The sequence below is a fragment of the [Lactobacillus] rogosae genome (genome assembly GCA_900112995.1).
In the GTDB taxonomy this organism is placed as follows: Bacteria; Bacillota; Clostridia; order Lachnospirales; family Lachnospiraceae; genus Lachnospira; species Lachnospira rogosae.
The window spans coordinates 61,177-81,725 of record FONU01000005.1 but is presented as its reverse complement, the minus strand read 5'-3'; the positions used below and the strand labels follow the sequence as shown (position 1 = coordinate 81,725).

The window sequence follows — 20,549 nt, the reverse complement described above, 5'->3', positions numbered from 1 at the left end:
TTAAAGAAAAGGCGGGGTAATTAAATGCAGATAACAGACATATTAGATAATGTTTCAAAGGTTATAGTCGGTAAAGAGGAAGTTACAAAAAAAGTAATTACAAGCATACTTGCAGGTGGACATATTCTTTTGGAAGATGTTCCGGGTATGGGTAAGACAATGCTTGCCAAGACATTAGCAAAAAGTATTGACTGCGATTTTGGAAGAGTGCAGTTCACACCGGATCTGCTTCCATCAGATATAACAGGAATACATATATATAACCAGAAGAGTGAAGATTTTGTATTAAAGAAAGGACCTGTATTTGCGAATATCATTCTTGCTGATGAAATTAACAGGGCTACACCAAGAACACAGTCAGCATTGCTTGAGTGTATGGAAGAACATCAGGTTACTATAGATGGTGATACATTACAGTTAGATGAACCATTTATTGTAATAGCCACAGAGAATCCAATAGAAACAGCAGGAACATATCCGCTTCCAGAAGCACAGCTTGACAGATTTCTTATGAAGCTTGAAATGGGATATCCGGATAAGGAAGAGGAGATTACAATACTTAACCGTTTTCTTAAGGATAATCCAATAGAAGATATTTCTAATGTATGTTCCAAAGAAGATATTAAAGCTATGAAGAATGAGGTTAAGAATATATATATTCATCCTTCGCTTATAGAATATATTGTAAAGCTTGCAGAAGTTACACGTAATATGGGAAGTGTTGCAATAGGAATAAGCCCAAGAGGTTCAATAGCTATGGTTAATGCAGCAAGAGCATACGCTTATGTTAATGGACGTAATTATGTTGTTCCATCAGATATTAAAGAGCTTGCTTTATGCGTATGGGGACACAGACTTGTATTTAATACAGGAATAGTTGTTAAGGAGAACAGGGAACAGGCAATAAATGAGGCATTATCACAGGTAGAGGTGCCTACTGAAGAATGGAGCAATAGATGAATATAATATTAATGCTTATAGGTGTTGTTATTGTATACAACATATTGAGGGTTGCCTACAGGGATAACTGGAGCAGGAATTTATCGGTTGATGTTACATTTTCCAGCAATACAGCTACAAAAGGTGATACTATCAAGATGGTGGAGACAGTAACTAATGCTAAGAGAATGCCACTGCCTTGTGTTAATATTAAATTCAGCATAGACAAGAATCTGGTGTTTGGGCAGGAGGACAATAATTCCAGAATTACAGATAAGACTTACCGCAACGATGTATTTTCACTTCTTTCTAACCAGAGGGTAACACGAAAGATAGATGTATTGTGTGCCAGAAGGGGTGTATATAGATTAGAAGCCATTGAAACTGTATTTGCAGGTGCTTTTATGAACGATATTATGATTAATAATAAAAATGTTAATCATATGATTACAGTATATCCCAAGCCAGAAAATGTTAATAATCTTTTACAGGTCAATAACAGTATTTTAGGTGAGCTTGAAAGAAGAAAATATCTGTTAGAGGATAAGTTCGTATTTGCAGGAATAAGGGATTACCAGTCTTATGACAGCATAAGGGATGTTAATTGGAATGCCAGTGCAAGAACGGGAAAGCTTATGGTTAATCAGTATAATGAAACAGTGAGCCGTAATGTATGTATCCTGCTTAATCTTGAAAGCGAGGGCGTTCTTATGCAGGAAGATGTTATTGAACAGGCAATATCAATAGCGGCAGGTCTGGCCCAGCTTCTTATAGGAAAGGGCATCAATGTATCTGTAACATCTAATGGCTGTGATATTGATACTAAGGAGCAGACAGTGATAGAGGCTGGAAGCGGACTGTCACATTTTGGACGTATCAACACGGCATTTGCAAGAATAGATCTGAAGCTTCCTATGCAGGAATTCAGCATTATTCTTGATAATATGCAGGAATACAATAATAAGAACCAAAGGCAGGATTCGGTGTATGTTCTTATATCAGCTAACAAGCACGGAAAATTAAAGCTTTCAGCAGAAAGACTTATGTCTAAACAACAGAATAAAATATGGATTGTTCCGTGTGTTGTATCAGGCAATGGAAGCCTGTATCTGGAAAAGCTTGATTAGAATGTATAAGCAGTGTGGGAATGGAGAGTAAGATGCAGATAAGACATCTAAGAAATAGTAAAATCATAACGGAAATACTTATATTGTGTGTTGCGTACATATCAATGGCGGCGGGAGTGTATATAGGAATTGCCGGTAATGACACATCTAAGGCATATTATAGCCTTATTGTAATAATTCCAGCTATAGTTACATATTTTTCAAGAAAATATATTAAAAGTTATCCATTATTTATGGTGATTAATCTTGTGTTCGTTGTTATAGCGGCATTGCTTGCGGACACAGATCTGGAGTTTGCAGGTTATGTGATATGCGCAGCGGCAATATCTGGACACTCAATAAGGTTAAAGAATCTATATGTAAACAAGAAGCAATATGAGCGAGTTCAGGAAAATATATATGATGAAACTGGTAAGAGCAAGGATGATATGCTGATTGCTGTTAATGCGAGTGAGAAGCTTCATATAGCATATGGAATATTTATGATAGGCTTTTATATATTAGGAGGTATTGAAGGTAATTCTGTGCTTATGGAAATACAGGCATTTTTATTTGTTATGTTTGTATTATGCCAGTTCGTATATAATCAGGTAAGCAGGCTGTATGAGGTGTTCGTATTTAATGAAGGTAAATCAGAATTCCCGGCCAGAAGAATTATGGGAATTAATGTGCTTATAATGATTGTGTTCGGACTGCTTCTGGTATTTGGCATGCTTATATTCTATCACGGAAGATATGGCAATATATTCTCTATGATTGGAATGGCATTGCTTGCAATTATTAAATGGATATTAAAACTGTTATTAATGCTCCGCGGAGATGATGATACAGTAATGGACGATTATATAGAAGAAACGACAACGTCCCCTGAACCAGTAGAGGATGAGATGGATGTTATGGTTAATAATGCGGCTGGTAATGCTCTTATGGAGGTGGTTGCAATATTCCTTATAATCGGAGTGATTATATTAATAATAGTGACAATAGTCAGATATGCTTCCAGGTTCAGAAAGTCATTAGATAATGATAAAGATGAAGTGGAATATATTAATAATGACGAGGAAAAGGAATATAAAGTAAAGAAAAGTGTTAAGGTTAAGGATACTAAAGATAAAGCCAATATACGGTACAGAAAGCTTTATAAGAAATATGCCAAGTCCAAAAAGGTTGTCACAAAGTCTAAGTTGGCAGGTGCAAAGGTTGATTCGCATATGATGCCGGAAGAGATTACGAGCAAACTGATAACTGATGATGAAGCAAAAGCACGAAGAATAACAGATGACTATGAGAAAGCGAGATATTCTAATGGTGAAGTATCAGAGGAAGATATAAGTTTTCTTAAGAACTTCAAATGATTTTAATACATAGCTCAAATATATAACTGGACTTAATATTGTAATACATAATTTGATTTAATATTTGATTTAATATTGCAATACATAATTTGATTTAATATTGCATTTAATATTGCAATACATAATTGAAAATTCTATTGACATTTTAAATTATATGCGTTATCATTTCAATAATTGATAATAAGTAAATGCAATGAAGAGGAATATTAGATAAGGACCAGCTTCAGAGAACTGTCGGAAGGTGCGAGACAGTGAAAGGAACTTATTGAACTCACCTTGGAGCTGCTACCCGAAATTATATCAGCAGGATATAAGAGTAGACGTAGACGGAAGCCAACCGTTATAGTGGACAGAATATAATGCAATATGCACGTATTCGGTGAGAGCGCAATTATTAATTGCGAATAAGAGTGGTAACGCGTGAGATTATATCTTTCGTCTCTTAGAGGTTAAGGCCTTTGGAGATGAAAGATTTTTTTGTATAATTTACTTATTATGCTAATATAATTAATATATCAGGAGGATAATGCAATGTTTGATTACAGACAGTATAAGAGAGGTTATTTTATGCCACCGGTTGAGTGTAACGACTGGGTAAAGAAGGAGTATATTGACAAAGCACCAGTATGGTGTTCAGTGGATTTAAGAGATGGTAATCAGGCTTTAGTTGAGCCTATGAGTCTTGATGAAAAGCTTGAATTCTTTAATAAGCTTATTAAGGTTGGATTTAAGGAAATTGAGATTGGTTTCCCGGCAGCATCAGAGACAGAGTATGAGCTTTGCCGTACACTTATTGAGAAGAATATGATTCCTGATGATGTTACAATTCAGGTGCTTACACAGGCAAGACCGCATATTATTAAGAAGACTTTTGAAGCTGTAAAGGGTGCACCAAGAGCGATTGTACATGTATACAATTCGACATCTCTTGCACAAAGAGAGCAGGTATTCAGAAAGTCTAAAGAAGAAATCAAACAGATTGCAATTGAGGGCGCTAAGCTTCTTAAAGAACTTGCAGAAGCAGATGGCGGTAATTTCCTTTTTGAATATAGTCCTGAAAGCTTTACAGGAACAGAGCCAGAATACGCACTTGAAGTGTGTAATGCAGTTATAGATATATGGCAGCCAACACCTGATAAGAAGTGTATAATTAATCTTCCTGCTACAGTAGAGATGTCACTTCCACATGTATTTGCAAGTCAGGTTGAATATATGAGCAAGAATCTTCATAATCGAGAAAATGTAGTTGTATCACTTCATCCACATAATGACAGAGGAACAGGCGTTGCAGATGCAGAGCTTGGTATGCTTGCAGGTGCAGACAGAATAGAAGGTACATTATTTGGCAATGGTGAGAGAACTGGTAATGTGGATATTGTTAATCTTGCTATGAATATGTACGCACAGGGCGTTGACCCGGAATTGGATTTTTCTAATATGCCAGAGCTTGCAGAGATGTTCGAACGTCTTACACAGATGAAGATAGATGACAGACACCCATACTGTGGTAAGCTTGTATTTGCAGCATTCTCTGGTTCACATCAGGATGCCATATCTAAAGGTATGCACTATAGAATTGAACAGGATCCATCTAAGTGGACAGTTCCATATCTTCCAATTAATCCAGAAGATGTTGGACGTACATATGACTCAGACGTAATCAGAATTAACAGCCAGTCAGGTAAGGGCGGAGTTGCTTATGTTCTTGAGCATAATTATGGAATGATTATTCCAAAGGCTATGAGAGAAGACCTAGGTTATGCTGTTAAAGATGTATCGGATGTTAACCATAAGGAACTTGCAGCAGATGAGGTTCTTGAGATATTTGAGAGGCGTTATAAGAAGTTCACACCGGTATTCAAGATTTCAGAAGTCCATTTCAAGCAGATTGATGGTATCCAGACAGAAGTTACAATTGAGGCTGATGGAAAGACAACAGTAGTAGAAGCGGGTGGTAATGGTCGTCTTGATGCTGTAAGTAATGCACTTTCAAAGCATTTTGGAAAGCCTTGTGATGTAATATGCTATGAGGAACATTCATTAAAGCAGGGTTCTGATTCAAGTGCTATTGCATATGTAGGAATTAAGGGTGATGATGGTAAAGAATACTTTGGCATAGGTATCGACCACGATATCATAAGAGCTTCAATTGATGCGGTAGAATCAGCAATGAACAGAAGTATGACTGAGTAGAGAATAATATCAGTATAAATATTGTATCTGCGTATATGAACATATTTGCAGAGATATAATTATGTGCTTCCTTTAAACAGACAGGAGATATAGTAATATTTCCTTCTGTTTAGAAAGGAAGCCTTTTTATGTAATGGATAATTTTATCGGAATTTACTATTACATAAAAGGAACTATGTGCTGGTGATATGTACCCATATGAAGCTGTAGTCAGTTGCAGGCGACCGCGTCCGGTTAGGGAATGTGCTTTGCATATTCTTTTCTATTTTATATTCTTTTTTAGTAATAACTGGATTTTTGACTTACCAGCTGTTATAATCTTATAGTTAATGAATTAATTCTGAAAGGAATGAATATATGAGTAAGATTATTCTTGCATCTGGTTCACCAAGACGCAAAGAACTGCTGGAACAGATAGGAATAGAATTTGATATAATTACGAGTGATGTTGATGAGACAACTTTAATTACACAGCCGGATGAATATGTGAAATATCTATCAAGGATTAAGGCACAGGCTGTATGGGATATGGTAAAAGATGATGATGATTACAGGAATGAAGATGTTGTAGTTATAGGTGCAGATACAATCGTAAGCCATAAGGGACATATTCTTACAAAACCTAAGGATACGGGTAATGCTTTTGATATACTTAAGGAACTGGCTGGTGATTGTCATCAGGTGTATACAGGTGTTACACTTATCAAGAATAATAATGTTGTAAGTAACTTTGCAGAAAAGACAGATGTATACTGTAATGATATTAGTGATAATGAGATAAGAGAATATATAAGTACAGGTGAGCCAATGGATAAAGCAGGGGCTTACGGAATTCAGGGGAGATTTGCAGCATTTATTGGAAAGATAGACGGTGACTATAATAATGTTGTCGGACTTCCGGTTGCAAGGGTATATCAGGAGTTAAAGTTATGGTTAAATTAATTGCAAGTGATCTTGATGGTACAATACTAAGAAAAGGTGCCCAGAGTGTAGAACCATCTACAATTAAAGCGATTGAACAGCTTGTTAATAAAGGAATGTACTTTGCACCTGCCAGCGGAAGACAGATAGTAAGCCTGAAAAGGCTTTTTGAGCCTGTAAGCGATAAGCTTGTATACATTGCTGAGAATGGAGCATTATGTGAATATAAGGGTGAGGTTATTGCCAAGACACCAATGGATAGAAAGCTTGCTCTTGAGATAATAGAAGATGTATATGAACAGCCTGATTGCGAGGTGCTTATATCAGGCCAGCATACAGCATATATCAAGCCTAAGACAGAAGAATATCATTATAGAATGACCAAGGTTGTTAATTATAAGACTACGCTTATTGATAAATTCACAGATGTAGATGAAGATATATTAAAGATTGCGGTATGTGATTTTAGCGGAATTGATAATTCCAAGGAACATTTCTTTAGCAAATGGAATGGCAAAGCTTCAATTACAGTTTCAGGAGATTTATATCTTGATTTTATGGAGAGCAGCGTTACCAAAGGAAAAGCAATGCATCAGCTTCAGCAGTACTTTGGATTGTCAGAAGATGAATGTATGGCATTTGGCGACAATTATAATGATATTGATATGCTTAAGTCAGTAAAATATGCGTATGTTATGGATACAGCATGTGAGGATATCAAGAAATATGCATATGACACAACTGAATGGGTTGAAGGCACACTAAGAAAAGAGTTTAATATATAAGATAATGTTTGTAGAAATGAGGAGTATTATTATGGAAAAACATATGAAAGAATGTGCAAAGGTATTTTTAAGAGATCAGAAGAAGCTTTTTGATGAGCCGGTTGTATATGATTTAGAGGAGGCAGAAGATTTTCTTGAGGAATGCTTTGCACAGTATTGCAGTAATATTAAAGAATTAAGACAGATTATGGACGATGAGGGAATGGATGTATCAGAACTTTCTGATGCAGAGCTTGAGGAACAGCTTGAAGTGTTCAAGCTTGATAATAACGGCGGATATTTCTTCGTAGAGGCATAGTTGGGCTGATATGAGAATAACAATATGCTGTGTAGGCAAAGTAAAGGAAAAGTTCTATTGTCAGGCAATAGATGAGTACAGTAAAAGGTTGTCAAGATACTGCAAGCTTGAGGTAAAAGAGGTGGCAGATGAGAAGACACCTGATAATGCAAGTGATACTGTTAATGATATAATAAAGGCTAAAGAGGGAGAAAGACTTCTTTCGTGCATAAAAGATGAAGCATATGTGATAGCTCTGGCAATTGATGGTAAAATGCTTGATTCTGTACAGTTATCACAGAAAATAGATAATCTTGGAATATCAGGAAAGAGTGATATTGTCTTTGTTATAGGAGGTTCATTAGGGCTTGATAAAAGGGTTCTTGACAGGGCTGATTTCAAGCTTAGTTTTTCGCCTATGACATTTCCACATCAGCTTATGAGAGTAATTCTTCTTGAACAGATATATAGAAGCTACAGAATTATGAAGAATGAACCTTATCACAAATAACCAGAATGGAGAAGTTATGAAAAGAAATAAGAAAAGATTAATAACAGCACTTATCATTATTGTAGCTGTGGCTGCGGTATTAGTATTTATGAAGTTCTTTAATGGTAATTTATTATATATTTCAACTGGTATGGGAAAATCTGTTGTTATGAAGGTTGATGGACAGAAGACTTATACATTTGAGGCAGAAGTATTAATGTCAGATGCTAAGAAACAATATGAAGATATGTTTGGAAGCAGTATATGGACAGAAGATATTGACGGACAGCCGTTTGAGGAATATATAAAAGAACAGATAAGAGTAAAGCTTATAAGAGTAAGATGTATGAATTCTATGGCTAAAGAAAGAGGAGTAGTTCTTGGAAGAGAAGAAAAGAATGAAACAGCTAAGGCAGCAGAACAGTATTTTGATGGTCTTACAGAAGAACAGAAGAGCCAGTATGATATCACAGAGGATAAGGTTAATCAGATGTTTACTGAATTTGCAATCGCTTCAAAGCTTTACAATGATGTAACTTCACTTATGGATATTGAAGTGAGTTCAGATGATGCAAGAGTAATAAATATACAATATATTGTAACAGACTCAAAGGAAGAAATTGACAAAGCTTATGCAGAATTAAATGAGGGCAATTCATTCTTTGCAATTGCCAAGAAATATAATGCTGACGGCGAATATGAATATGAACTTAGAAGAGGCGAGATGGCTAAAGCATTTGAAGATACAGCTTATTCACTTTCAACAGGCCAGACAAGCGGAATCGTAGAAGCTGACGGAAGATTTTATATAATAAGATGTACGTCAGATAATGATAAAGCGAAGACAGAGGTTAATAAGTCATCAATTCTTGAAAAGAAGAAGTTAGAGGCATTTAATGATAAATTTGAACAATATGAGTCTTCAAAGTATGTTGAAATTAACAAAGATGAATGGAATAAGTTAAAAGTTTCTTCTGCACCATCTTTTAATGTAAGATTTGAGGATTTATTTAATTCAATAACAATTAATTAGAGTAGTACAGGAGTGTAGAATATAATGGCAGCAAAATATGATGCAAATAGTATATCAATTCTTGAAGGTCTTGAAGCTGTAAGAAAAAGACCAGGAATGTATATAGGAAGTGTTGGAACTAAAGGACTTAACCACCTTATATATGAGATAGCTGATAATGCAGTTGATGAACACCTTGCGGGTTACTGTAGCGAGATTACAGTAACCCTTAATAATGATGGAACTGCTACTATTATAGATAATGGACGAGGTATTCCTATAGGAATTCATCCAAAGGCAGGCATACCTGCAGTTGAGGTAGTATTTACAGTGCTTCACGCAGGTGGTAAGTTCGGTGATGGCGGGTATAAGATATCAGGCGGACTTCATGGTGTAGGTGCGTCAGTAGTTAATGCACTCTCAGTTTGGCTTGAAGTAGAGATAAAGGTTGATGGTGGTGTATACAGGCAGCGTTATGAAAGAGGAAAGGCAGTAGCACCACTTGAAAAAGTGGGAACATGCAGAAAGAATGATACAGGAACTAAAGTAACATTTCTTCCTGATGGTGAGATATTTGAAAAGACAAGATTTAAGTCAGATGCAATAAAGAGCAGAATGCACGAGACAACTTATCTTAATCCGGGACTTACAATACATTTTGAGGATAAGAGAAGTGGAAGCGAGGAAAAGATTACATATTCAGAACCAGATGGTATCAAGGCATATGTAAAGGAACTTAACAATGGCAAGGAAGCTGTGACGGATATTATCTATTTTAAGAAGAGTGAAGACGGCATAGAGGTAGAGTGTGCTTTCCAGTATGTTAATGAGTTTGAGGAAAATATTCTTGGTTTTTGTAATAACATATACACTCAGGAGGGGGGAACTCATATTACAGGATTTAAGTCTAAGTTCACTATGATTATTAATCAGTATGCAAGGGAGTTAGGTGTTCTTAAAGAAAAGGATAATAACTTTACCGGTCTTGATGTAAGAAATGGTATGACAGCAATTGTGGCTATCAAGCACCCTGCACCAAGATTTGAAGGCCAGACTAAGACTAAGCTTGATAATCCGGATGCGGGAACAGTTGTAAGTGCGGTTACAAGTGATGAGGTGCAGTTATATTTTGATAGAAATCTTGAACAGTTAAAGTCAGTAATAGCCTGTGCCGAAAAGTCTGCAAAGATAAGAAAGGCAGAGGAGAGAACGAAGACTAATCTTTTATCTAAGTCTAAGTTCTCAATAGATTCCAATGGTAAGCTTGCTAACTGTGAGAGCAAGAAGTCAGAGGAATGTGAGGTGTTTATAGTCGAGGGAGATTCTGCGGGTGGTTCAGCCAAGACAGCAAGAAACAGACGTACTCAGGCTATACTTCCAATAAGAGGTAAGATACTTAATGTAGAGAAGGCTTCTATTGATAAGGTGCTTGCTAATGCCGAGATTAAGACTATGATTAACTCATTTGGCTGTGGCTTCCTTGAAGGTTACGGCAATGATTTTGATATAAGCAAGTTAAGATACGATAAGATTATCATTATGACAGATGCCGATGTTGATGGTGCACATATTGATACACTTCTGCTTACATTTTTCTATAGATTTATGCCTGAACTTATTAATCAGGGACATGTGTACATAGCTACACCACCGCTTTACAGGGCTGAACTTAAGAAAGTACCTAAGGCAGACAAAGCTTCTAAGAAGGCAGAAGGAACTAAGACGAAGGTAGATAAGAGCAGGACAGTACAGTATCTTTATGATGATAAAGCACTGGAAAGGTATAAAGAGCTTCACGCAAGTGGAACATTTACTCTGCAAAGATATAAGGGGCTTGGCGAGATGGACCCTGAACAGTTATGGGAAACTACACTTAATCCAGAGACAAGAATATTAAAGCAGGTAGAGATAGAGGATGCAAGAATGGCAACAGAGGTTACTTCTATGCTTATGGGAAGTGATGTGCCACCAAGAAGAGCATTTATACATGCACACGCTAATGAAGCGGAGATTGATGCATAAAAATGATATGATGTTGGGGTCAAAAGCCCCCAACTATGATACCTACGGATTGTTCCGTGCTACGCACTCCCACAATCCTCCCCAATATTCGCATATCGTGGGACTATCATCCCACTTTTATGCTCATATTGGGGCGGGTCCCAAGGTCATTCACCCACATATGAGCAAGCTCATATGGGTTTAGACCTTTTGACCATGGTATTATGATATATATTAATAAAAGTATTATACGGAGATAATAATGGCAGAGAATATTATTAAAACTGAATATTCTGAGCTGATGCAGAAGTCCTATATAGATTACTCAATGAGTGTTATAACAGCAAGAGCACTTCCGGATGTAAGGGATGGACTTAAGCCAGTACAAAGAAGAGTGCTGTATGCTATGGATCAGCTTGGTTTAAATTATGATAAACCTCATAGAAAGTCAGCGCGTATCGTAGGTGATGCAATGGGTAAATATCATCCACACGGCGACAGTTCTATATATGAAACACTTGTTGTGCTTTCACAGGATTTTAAAAAGGGAATGGCACTTGTTGACGGTCACGGCAATTTTGGTTCTATAGAAGGTGACGGTGCTGCGGCTATGCGATATACAGAAGCCAAGCTTAAGAAGTTCACACAGGATGTATATTTATCAGACTTGGATAAAGATGTAGTTGATTTTGTGCCTAACTTTGATGAAACAGAGAAAGAACCAGCAGTTCTTCCGGTAAGAATACCTAATCTGTTGGTAAATGGTGCTGACGGTATCGCAGTTGGTATGACAACTAATATTCCAACACATAATCTTTCAGAAGTTGTCGATGCAGTATGCGCATATATGGATAATGAAGATATAACTACAACTGAGCTTATGCAGTATATACCCGGACCTGACTTTCCTACAGGTGGACTTGTTATTAATAAGTCAGAGCTTGCAGGCATATATGAGACTGGTACAGGAAAGATAAAGTTAAGAGGAAAGGTTGTATATGAGCCAGCGGCAAGAAAAGGCGAGAAGGACAGGCTTGTAATAACAGAAATTCCTTATACAATGATAGGTGCTAATATTGGAAAGTTCATATCAGATATAGTGGATTTGGTTGAAACCAAGAAGACAACTGATATTGTTGATGTGTCAAATGAGTCATCAAAAGAAGGTATAAGAATAGTTCTTGAATTAAAGAAGAACACAGATATTGAAAATCTTAAGAACCTTTTATATAAGAAGACTAAGCTTGAAGATACATTTGGTGTAAATATGCTTGCTATAGTTGACGGCCGACCGGAAACTCTTGGGTTACGCCAGATAATAAAGCATCATATTGACTTCCAGTATGAGATAAATACAAGAAAATACACAACACTTCTTAATAAGGAGCTTGCCAATAAGGAGATTAAAGAAGGACTTATAAGAGCCTGCGATATAATCGATCTTATAATAGAAATTCTTCGTGGAAGCTCTAATCTTAAAATGGCAAAAGACTGCCTTATTAATGGTAATGTTGATAATATCAAATTCAAGTCAGAAGCTTCTAAGAATCAGGCGGCTAAGCTTGATTTTACAGAAAAGCAGGCTTCAGCCATACTTGAAATGCGCCTGTACAAGCTTATAGGTCTTGAGATACTTGCACTCCAGAAGGAATATGACGAATGTCTTTCAAAGATTGCAAAGTATGAAAAGATACTTGGCAGTAAGAAGGCTATGGCAAAAGTAATAAAGGACGACCTTGTAAGAATTAAGAAGGAATATGGTGTTGAACGAAAGACCGTAATAACTGATGCAAAGGTTGCAGTATTTGTTGAAAAAGAAGTTCCAGCACAGGAAGTTGTATTTATTATGGATAGATTTGGCTATGCAAAGACTATAGATACAGCTTCTTATGAACGTAATAAGGAAGCTATCTACAACGATTTTAAGTATGTATTTACCTGTATGAATACTGATAAAATATGTATATTTACGGATAACGGACAGCTTCACCAGATTAAAGTAAAGGATATTCCTTTCCTCACTAAGTTCAGGGACAAAGGTACTCCAATAGATAATCTTGGAAATTATGACAGCAGCGGTGAACTTATTATATACCTGTGTGCATATGAAACTATCAAAAATCAGAAGCTGCTCTTTGTTACAAGTCAGGGCATGATGAAGATAGTTGACACGGCAGAATTTGATGTAGCCAAGAGAACGGTAGCTTCGACAAAGCTTCAGGATGATGACAAGATAGTAAGCATTGAAAAGGCTGACGTTCAGGTTGAAACGCTTTCTAAGTTTAATCTTGATGGCAGCAGAAGTGAAGTTGAAGAAATTGTAAGTAATAAAAATGTAATTGTACAGACAGCTAATGGTGTGTTCTTAAAGTTCCCTCTTTCTGAAATACCAGTTAAGAAGAAGAGTGCAGTAGGTGTCAGAGGTATTAAGCTTGGCAAAGACGATTATATAGAAGATATATTCATTATGGATGACGGAATGGAATTCACGATGGAATATAAAGGAAAGAAGATAGACTTTGCTAAGATGAAAATGGCACATAGAGACACAAAAGGCATAAAAGTCAGAGTGTAAATTATAATTTTGCTATTCATCGTATATAAATAACATTTCAACGCTATATAAGCGTAATAAAATCAGGACAATACAGCGTGGCGTATTCTGCTGCATTGTCCTGATTTTTATTTTTGAATAGAGCTATTTTATAGTTGATAAGAAATATTCGTGTATGCGTGTGTCGCCTGTTAATTCAGGGTGGAAAGAAAGTCCAATCTGATTATTGTATTTAGCGGCAACGATATGATTATCAACACTTGCAAGCACTTCAACACCATCGCTGACATTTTCGATATAAGGTGCTCTTATAAATGTCATAGGATAATTGCCGATATGCTTAATATCAGCGTTAGTTACAAAGCTTGAAAGCTGTCTTCCGTAAGCGTTACGTTTAATGGTGACAGGAAGCGTTCCTATATGGACTGTGTCATCGTCTGCTATATGTTCAGAGAGAAGTATAAGTCCAGCACAGGTTGCAAGTGTTGGAAGACCATTACTAATCATATTCTTAATGTCCTTCATCATATCAAGCTTGTTAAGTAACTGTCCCTGAACAGTACTTTCACCGCCAGGCAGTATCAGACCGTCTAATCCCTCTAAATCATCCCGTTGTCTTATTTCTATTGCTGTATGTCCGATTTCTTCAATCATATGCTCGTGTTCAATAAAAGCACCTTGGACAGCAAGTACACCTATCTTCATAGTAAGCCTCATTTCTATGTGCGATTATATTATTAACGTCCACGTTCTTCCATAATTATCTGTATTTCACTAGGATTGATACCTACCATAGCTTCGCCAAGGTCTTCTGATAACTTGGCAATAAGTGCTGCATCCTGATAGTTAGTAACAGCCTGAACGATAGCAGAAGCACGTTTTGCAGGATTGCCAGACTTGAATATACCAGAACCTACGAACACACCTTCAGCACCAAGCTGCATCATAAGAGCAGCATCAGCAGGGGTTGCAACACCACCAGCGGCAAAGTTAACAACAGGAAGCTTTCCATTATCGTGCACATAAAGTACAAGGTCGTAAGGAACCTGTAACTGCTTAGCTTCCTCAAAGAGTTCATCTTTCTGCATAGATGTAATCTTGCGGATTTCAGAATTCATTTTTCTCATATGGCGTACAGCCTGAACAACATCACCAGTACCAGGTTCACCCTTAGTTCTAATCATAGAAGCCCCTTCGTTAATTCTTCTTAAAGCTTCGCCTAAGTCCCTTGCACCGCATACAAATGGTACATTGAACTGTGTCTTATCAATATGATAAATGTCATCAGCAGGAGAAAGTACTTCTGATTCATCAATATAATCAATCTCAATAGCCTGTAAAATCTGGGCTTCAACAAAATGACCGATACGGCACTTAGCCATAACAGGGATACTTACAGCTTCCTGAATTCCTTTAATCATCTTAGGGTCACTCATACGTGATACACCGCCAGCGGCTCTGATGTCAGCAGGTATTCTTTCAAGTGCCATAACAGCACAGGCACCAGCCGCCTCAGCAATCTTAGCTTGTTCAGGAGTTGTTACGTCCATAATAACTCCGCCCTTTAACATCTGTGCAAGTCCTTTGTTTAATTCATACTGAGAAGTAGTTGTCATAATTATTAACCTCATTTCTTTATATTTAAATGCTTTTTGTTAAATTGTTAAAATGCTCTGCCAGAACTACAAATATATTACATAGCAGTAACTTAATTAACTTGCGACTATAATAAGACTTATCTGATTATATTAAAATGTTCAATGTAAAGAAGTTTGATAATGTCAGGTGGTATTAAACTGACATTTAATTATAAGGGAGAAGATGAATGTGTAATAAGGTCAGATGTAATTATTGAATAAAAATATATAATTTTATATTTGACAATACAACATTTATGTTGTGCTCTAATAAAGTAAGAGGAAAATATTACGCAAAAATAATTAGCTGCATTGACAGGAAACAAACAGCAGGATATTTCCAGAATTGAGAAAAAGAAAAGTAATCCAACAATACGCACATTTAGTCATATACTTGAGGCTTTAGGTTATAAATTACAAATTGTAAAAAAGAAATCAATATAATATAATATAATATAATAATATATAAAGTTAAGATAGTATCTAATAAAGGAGGAGTATATGTATACATACAAAACAGAGATTTTAACGGTTGGCACTAAATGGCTTTCAGATAAGGCAGATGCTAATGATATTGCTATGTTAGACAATCTGATTAATGAGAGAGCAGCTGACGGCTGGGAGTTAGTCACTTATGATTATATGGCAACATCTATGCAGATTAAAGGAGCATTTGTTGTTACATTCAGAAAAGAAAAAGATGATAAGACGTGGAATGGATTGGGATAAGACTTTGACATTTACTGTTCCAATGCACGGTGAAGCAAGATATACATTTGATTATCTTACATCAACTTATGATAGTAAAGCTGGTAAGGTTGAGAAGTTTACATTTTAAAAATACCCTGTCATTATTGGCATATACTGGAAGTCCCAATATATAGCGGGTAGTGACAGGGCTTTTTATATTATTATGTTTGTTTATTAATTCTGAACTGTAGTTATTTATGTTTTATTTTAAATAAGCTTTAAGTGAGTATATTTTATAGTGGTATATTTTATAATTTCTGGTTGTCCTTCATATACTCATCATAAAGTCCGATAACTTTATTCATAACCTCAGGGCCAGGTGCTCCGAGAGTAAGACGTTTTTCAACGCAGGTCTTTAAGCTGATAGCTTCGTATACATCTTCTTCAAATACAGGGCTTATCTTCTTGTATTCATCAAGTGAAAGGTCATCAAGTGCAATACCCTTGTCAATACACATAAGAACAAGCTGTCCTACAATACCATGTGCATCCCTGAAAGGAACCCCTTTCTTAACAAGGTAGTCAGCGGCATCAGTAGCATTAGTGAAGCCTTTTTTAGCTGAGTCTTCCATACGTGTATTATTGAATTTCATAGTATCAATCATACCCTTGAATAAGCTTACACAGCCCTTAACAGTATCTATAGCATCAAATGTAAGCTCTTTATCTTCCTGCATATCTTTATTATAGGCAAGAGGAATTCCCTTCATAGTTGTGAGGATACTCATAAGAGCACCATATACACGTCCAGTCTTACCACGGACAAGCTCAGCTATATCAGGGTTCTTCTTCTGTGGCATAATGCTTGAACCTGTACTGAAAGCATCATCTAATTCGATGAATTTGTATTCGTTAGAATTCCATATACATATTTCTTCAGAAAATCTGCTTAAATGCATCATAATAGTAGAGAGTGCACTTAAGAATTCAATAACATAATCTCTGTCTGATACAGAGTCCATACTATTAAGAGTAGGACCAGCAAATCCAAGAAGCTCGGCTGTCATCTCTCTGTTAAGGGGATATGTAGTTCCTGCAAGAGCACCAGCACCAAGAGGGCAGTAGTTCATTCTGTTATATATATCGTGAAGTCGGCTTCTGTCACGTCTGAACATTTCAAAGTAAGCAGAAAAATGATGAGCAACAGTTACAGGCTGTGCTTTCTGAAGATGAGTAAAGCCTGGCATATAAGTGTCAACATTTTCTTTGATTATTCTTAAGATAACTTCCATAAGCTCTCTTACTTCTTCATCAACATTTTTAACTTCATCGCGTGTATAAAGTCTCATATCAAGTGCAACCTGGTCATTACGGCTTCTGCCTGTGTGAAGCTTCTTTCCTGCATCACCGATACGCTCAATAAGGGTAGCTTCCATAAATGTGTGAATATCTTCATATTCATCAGTGATTTCAAGCTTTCCAGATTCTATGTCAGAAAGAATACCTTTTAAGCCGTCAGTAATCTGCTTTCCTTCATCTTCTGAGATAATACCCTGAGCAGCAAGCATTGTAGCGTGTGCAATGCTTCCCTGAATATCCTGCTTGTAGAACTTCTGGTCAAAGGAGATAGAAGCGTTAAAATTATTAACAAGCTCATTAGTTTCTTTAGTGAAGCGTCCGCCCCAAAGTTTCATATTGTACCTCTTTCCTGCACTTCGTTAGTGCTTATAATTAATTGTTAATAGAATGCCTGATTATTCTTCTGATGAATTAATCTCATCACTGTCAAGATTGTCGAAGTCATCAAGACTATCTAGCATATTTATATCATTATCACCCACGATATTTATATCCATAGCAGATGAAACATCTAAATCTGTGAGAGTATTATCAGCTGAATCTTCAGATAATGCGTTGTAAGTATCATCAGCTTCAACAGCTTTATTTGTACTGGCGGTTTTTAATATATTTATTGTTATATTTTTCTTCTTTAATATATAAATACCGATTAATATAATAATACATAATGCTGTAATTAAGCAACCCTTAATAAGGTTCACAGGTGTATATTTTAATGTTATTTCGTGGCTGCCCTCACTTATCTGTACGCTTAAGAGAGCATCATAAAGGGCAGAGGTCTCTACTTTTCTGCCATCAATATATACCTTCCAGCCTTTATCGTAAGGGATGGAGAATATAAGGGTTGCGGCTTTATTAGCTGTTATAGTTCCCTTTATCTTGGTGTCTTTAAATGAAGTGATAGAAAGGGAACTGCCATTTAATATATTGTAAGCTTCTGTAAATCTTGAAGTTTCAAGTGTATACACGCTGGCATTCATTGCTGAATCGCCAGATATGACAACGGTATCTGCTGGAACGGCGTAGCCTAGGTCAATTATGTGATTGCCATTTTTAAGTCCTGAATAAGTATATTCAGAATTGTTAATAGTGGCAGTTACGTTGTCGCAGGTCGTATTTCTTACAACCATATACAGATGTCCTGCTTTTACAGGCTTAACTTCAAAGCTTGAGTCGGTGGCATTTTCATAAGTAAGTGTAAATACATTGGCAATGCCTGTAAGTGTCTGTATAAGCGAGTTCTGGTTCTCAATTCCTGTTCCATTGGCTTCTGATGGATTCCATTCGCCTGCATTATTATAGGTTATAAATCCAAGTGGAAGTGTATATTTATTCTCATAGACGAATTCGCCGTCATCTCCAACGTAATACTCGCGAAGAGAACTGCTTGTAAGTATACGGTTGGTAATTGTATATTTAACCGAGAATAAGCTTTCTGTAACAAGTGTAGCACCATTGTAGCCATAGGCATTCATTGAATGTTCAAAGCCAAGCTTTCCGAACAATTCTGACATTCCAGCACTTGAAGTTGATGAAAATGTTGATATTGAGTTGTAATTATGCCAAGCTCCGTCATTTTTTGAACGCGCACCAAACTTCTTATCCATTCGGTAAAATGATGTATCTTCATCTCTAACGGTCTGTGTCACAGATTTAACAGCATCATAATCTAAAAGATAAGAGGTTCTGTTAGTAGTTCCAATTCCTGTTGAATCCATATTGATAGTACATTCTATTATACAGACTATAAATGCAAGAAATACTGTTACAGGCAGCTTCCAGTTGGTCTTGTTATAGACAATCATAAGTCCTGCATACACAAGAATAAAAGCACCGCTTAAGTAAATTGCCTTAAAATCATAAGTTTCATCAACTGCAAATACCTGTTCAATAAGCACAAGAAGTCCTAAGCTTATCCATACGGCAATTCCTAACTGTCTGCTTGTCATCCGCTTTATATGGCTTAATGCCTCATAACACATTGTAAGCAGGAAGAAAATGTATATAAATGATTGTCTGCAAGGCAGGCTGTTAGGATAATGAAATCCGTGCCATATAAAATTAGGTATATTAAGGTTAAATGCTGTAAGGAAGACAAGCAGTAATACGGATTTGCCTATCTTTTCGCATAAATTGATGTCTTTGTCCATAACATAGAGAGGATAAAGAAGGAATACAGCAACGCCGCAGTATATGTTAGGGTAGTGTTCAAGTCCAAGGTGGACAGGAACATTTATTAATTGTCTAGTGAGCATATTTAATATGCTGAAATAAAGACTTAATTTCTTAGGAAATGCAATGTCACTTGAAGCTGATAAAGAAAATGTGTAGAACTCAGGCAGTAAAAGGCATGCCGCAAGCCCACCGGCAATCAGTGAGTAAAATGCAAATTTTAGAAATGTCTTAAAATAATTCTTGAAAGTACGTTCTTTTTTGTAGGCAGTTACAAGCACAATAAAATAAAGAACAACTGATAAACATACCATAATTGCAATATAGTAGTTAGTGAATATACATAATCCAAGACTTATGCAGTATAGAAAGCATTTATCTTCATTAACAAGTCTTTCAAGGCCAAGCATAATAAGAGGAACAAGTATAAGACAGTCAAGCCACATAATGTTCCAGCTATAAGCAGCTACATATCCGGAAAATGCGTAGAATAACCCGAATAAAGCTATACATATATTCTTGTTGGAAAAATGCCTGCTTATATAGTGGGTCATAGAAACGCTTGATAAAGATAACTTAAGGATTATGAGAGTATTCATAATCTCAATCATATATTTCTGTGGGAATAATACAATAATCCAGTTAGCAGGGCTTGCAAGATAGTACGCATATAAAGATGTGAAATTAGTTCCCATACCGATATCCCAGCTATAAGTAAGGCTTTCTGCGTTGCGGATTTTATACCATAGCTCAGAGAAAAATGGAGCGTACTGGTGATACATATCAGAACGCAGATAACAGTTATTGCCGAATGGAAATATTTCCCTTGCAAAATACAAGGCTGTAAATATTATAACTGGAATAAAAAATGCAATTATATATACGATATTTCCACACGGAATATTACCTGTCTGTTCGTCAAATAAACTGAATTTGTGTCGATGTTTAGTCTGTTGGTTCAAATTTGCTTCCCCCTATGGATAATAATGTTTACATTTTACCAAAAACGGTATTTTATGTAAATGATATACGGTAAT

18 protein-coding genes and 1 other annotated feature are annotated in these 20,549 nt (G+C 36.3%); of the genes, 14 read left to right on the top strand and 4 right to left on the bottom strand.

The features are described 5' to 3' along the window. Positions 1-24 precede the first annotated feature (24 nt). The 11 genes from BM157_RS02040 to BM157_RS01985 all read left to right on the top strand — a co-directional run bounded on the left by BM157_RS02040 (position 25) and on the right by BM157_RS01985 (position 13,675). A complete protein-coding gene (locus BM157_RS02040) occupies positions 25-960 on the top strand; it encodes an AAA family ATPase (protein WP_022502100.1) in 936 nt (311 codons plus the stop codon). Next, positions 957-2,066 carry a DUF58 domain-containing protein gene (locus BM157_RS02035; protein ID WP_090139765.1) on the top strand — a complete coding sequence of 370 codons (1,110 nt, stop codon included), beginning with the start codon at positions 957-959 and terminating at the stop codon, positions 2,064-2,066. The genes BM157_RS02040 and BM157_RS02035 overlap by 4 nt, the downstream gene beginning before the upstream one ends. Positions 2,067-2,098: 32 nt before the next feature. Beyond that, positions 2,099-3,421, top strand: a complete 1,323-nt coding sequence (locus BM157_RS02030) for a hypothetical protein (RefSeq protein ID WP_055174248.1) — start codon at positions 2,099-2,101, stop codon at positions 3,419-3,421. A gap of 184 nt (positions 3,422-3,605) precedes the next feature. Next, positions 3,606-3,867, top strand: a binding site (T-box leader). An 85-nt stretch (positions 3,868-3,952) separates the two neighbouring features. Then, on the top strand, positions 3,953-5,614 hold the full coding sequence (locus BM157_RS02025) for a 2-isopropylmalate synthase (protein WP_090139763.1): 1,662 nt from the start codon (positions 3,953-3,955) through the stop codon (positions 5,612-5,614). 357 nt (positions 5,615-5,971) lie between these two features. Next, positions 5,972-6,556 (top strand): Maf family protein, encoded by a 585-nt coding sequence (locus BM157_RS02020; protein WP_055174250.1) that lies wholly within the window; start codon positions 5,972-5,974, stop codon positions 6,554-6,556. Then, the gene (locus BM157_RS02015) at positions 6,544-7,320 is read left to right on the top strand and encodes an HAD family hydrolase (RefSeq protein WP_090139761.1); all 777 of its coding nucleotides are present in this window, start codon (positions 6,544-6,546) and stop codon (positions 7,318-7,320) included. Before BM157_RS02020 ends, BM157_RS02015 begins: the two co-directional genes overlap by 13 nt. Positions 7,321-7,351: 31 nt before the next feature. Continuing rightward, on the top strand, positions 7,352-7,618 hold the full coding sequence (locus BM157_RS02010) for a hypothetical protein (RefSeq protein ID WP_022502094.1): 267 nt from the start codon (positions 7,352-7,354) through the stop codon (positions 7,616-7,618). A 10-nt stretch (positions 7,619-7,628) separates the two neighbouring features. Further along, on the top strand, positions 7,629-8,108 hold the full coding sequence (gene rlmH, locus BM157_RS02005; protein WP_055174252.1) for a 23S rRNA (pseudouridine(1915)-N(3))-methyltransferase RlmH: 480 nt from the start codon (positions 7,629-7,631) through the stop codon (positions 8,106-8,108). Between the two features lie 16 nt (positions 8,109-8,124). Further along, on the top strand, positions 8,125-9,120 hold the full coding sequence (locus BM157_RS02000) for a peptidylprolyl isomerase (protein WP_172677769.1): 996 nt from the start codon (positions 8,125-8,127) through the stop codon (positions 9,118-9,120). 24 nt (positions 9,121-9,144) lie between these two features. Continuing rightward, a complete protein-coding gene (locus tag BM157_RS01995) occupies positions 9,145-11,121 on the top strand; it encodes a DNA gyrase/topoisomerase IV subunit B (RefSeq protein ID WP_022502092.1) in 1,977 nt (658 codons plus the stop codon). A 241-nt stretch (positions 11,122-11,362) separates the two neighbouring features. Continuing rightward, positions 11,363-13,675, top strand: a complete 2,313-nt coding sequence (locus tag BM157_RS01985) for a DNA gyrase/topoisomerase IV subunit A (protein WP_022502091.1) — start codon at positions 11,363-11,365, stop codon at positions 13,673-13,675. A gap of 123 nt (positions 13,676-13,798) precedes the next feature. On the opposite strand, the gene pdxT is transcribed toward BM157_RS01985, so the two are convergent. Both pdxT and pdxS read right to left on the bottom strand, forming a co-directional pair. Then, positions 13,799-14,359 (bottom strand): pyridoxal 5'-phosphate synthase glutaminase subunit PdxT, encoded by a 561-nt coding sequence (pdxT, locus tag BM157_RS01980; RefSeq protein WP_022502090.1) that lies wholly within the window; start codon positions 14,357-14,359, stop codon positions 13,799-13,801. A gap of 32 nt (positions 14,360-14,391) precedes the next feature. Beyond that, positions 14,392-15,270: a pyridoxal 5'-phosphate synthase lyase subunit PdxS gene (pdxS, locus tag BM157_RS01975; protein WP_022502089.1), complete on the bottom strand. Its 879-nt coding sequence runs from the start codon at positions 15,268-15,270 to the stop codon at positions 14,392-14,394. A gap of 333 nt (positions 15,271-15,603) precedes the next feature. Here pdxS and BM157_RS13185 point away from each other — a divergent pair, with 333 nt between their 5' ends. From BM157_RS13185 to BM157_RS12885, 3 genes are read left to right on the top strand one after another with little or no spacing between them, the layout of a single operon-like run. Next, positions 15,604-15,735: a helix-turn-helix domain-containing protein gene (locus tag BM157_RS13185; protein WP_116443826.1), complete on the top strand. Its 132-nt coding sequence runs from the start codon at positions 15,604-15,606 to the stop codon at positions 15,733-15,735. 57 nt (positions 15,736-15,792) lie between these two features. Continuing rightward, entirely contained in the window at positions 15,793-16,020 is a 228-nt protein-coding gene (locus BM157_RS01970; protein WP_055174257.1) for a DUF4177 domain-containing protein, read from the top strand. Beyond that, positions 16,007-16,129: a hypothetical protein gene (locus tag BM157_RS12885; RefSeq protein ID WP_278320108.1), complete on the top strand. Its 123-nt coding sequence runs from the start codon at positions 16,007-16,009 to the stop codon at positions 16,127-16,129. The genes BM157_RS01970 and BM157_RS12885 overlap by 14 nt, the downstream gene beginning before the upstream one ends. Before the next feature lie 160 nt (positions 16,130-16,289). Here BM157_RS12885 and argH read toward each other — a convergent pair whose 3' ends face one another. Together argH and BM157_RS01960 are read right to left on the bottom strand one after the other, a co-directional pair. Beyond that, positions 16,290-17,675 (bottom strand): argininosuccinate lyase, encoded by a 1,386-nt coding sequence (argH, locus tag BM157_RS01965; protein ID WP_055307157.1) that lies wholly within the window; start codon positions 17,673-17,675, stop codon positions 16,290-16,292. A 60-nt stretch (positions 17,676-17,735) separates the two neighbouring features. After that, positions 17,736-20,474 (bottom strand): YfhO family protein, encoded by a 2,739-nt coding sequence (locus BM157_RS01960; protein WP_090139759.1) that lies wholly within the window; start codon positions 20,472-20,474, stop codon positions 17,736-17,738. Positions 20,475-20,549 lie beyond the last annotated feature (75 nt).

Excerpts from the sequence above, each read along its gene's own strand:
- BM157_RS02040 (WP_022502100.1), top strand. The coding sequence starts at position 25 with ATGCAGATAACAGACATATTAGATAATGTTTCAAAGGTTATAGTCGGT.
- BM157_RS02035 (WP_090139765.1), top strand. The coding sequence starts at position 957 with ATGAATATAATATTAATGCTTATAGGTGTTGTTATTGTATACAACATA.
- BM157_RS02030 (WP_055174248.1), top strand. The coding sequence starts at position 2,099 with ATGCAGATAAGACATCTAAGAAATAGTAAAATCATAACGGAAATACTT.
- BM157_RS02025 (WP_090139763.1), top strand. The coding sequence starts at position 3,953 with ATGTTTGATTACAGACAGTATAAGAGAGGTTATTTTATGCCACCGGTT.
- BM157_RS02020 (WP_055174250.1), top strand. The coding sequence starts at position 5,972 with ATGAGTAAGATTATTCTTGCATCTGGTTCACCAAGACGCAAAGAACTG.
- BM157_RS02015 (WP_090139761.1), top strand. The coding sequence starts at position 6,544 with ATGGTTAAATTAATTGCAAGTGATCTTGATGGTACAATACTAAGAAAA.
- BM157_RS02010 (WP_022502094.1), top strand. The coding sequence starts at position 7,352 with ATGGAAAAACATATGAAAGAATGTGCAAAGGTATTTTTAAGAGATCAG.
- rlmH (WP_055174252.1), top strand. The coding sequence starts at position 7,629 with ATGAGAATAACAATATGCTGTGTAGGCAAAGTAAAGGAAAAGTTCTAT.
- BM157_RS02000 (WP_172677769.1), top strand. The coding sequence starts at position 8,125 with ATGAAAAGAAATAAGAAAAGATTAATAACAGCACTTATCATTATTGTA.
- BM157_RS01995 (WP_022502092.1), top strand. The coding sequence starts at position 9,145 with ATGGCAGCAAAATATGATGCAAATAGTATATCAATTCTTGAAGGTCTT.
- BM157_RS01985 (WP_022502091.1), top strand. The coding sequence starts at position 11,363 with ATGGCAGAGAATATTATTAAAACTGAATATTCTGAGCTGATGCAGAAG.
- pdxT (WP_022502090.1), bottom strand. The coding sequence starts at position 14,359 with ATGAAGATAGGTGTACTTGCTGTCCAAGGTGCTTTTATTGAACACGAG.
- pdxS (WP_022502089.1), bottom strand. The coding sequence starts at position 15,270 with ATGACAACTACTTCTCAGTATGAATTAAACAAAGGACTTGCACAGATG.
- BM157_RS01970 (WP_055174257.1), top strand. The coding sequence starts at position 15,793 with ATGTATACATACAAAACAGAGATTTTAACGGTTGGCACTAAATGGCTT.
- BM157_RS12885 (WP_278320108.1), top strand. The coding sequence starts at position 16,007 with ATGGATTGGGATAAGACTTTGACATTTACTGTTCCAATGCACGGTGAA.
- argH (WP_055307157.1), bottom strand. The coding sequence starts at position 17,675 with ATGAAACTTTGGGGCGGACGCTTCACTAAAGAAACTAATGAGCTTGTT.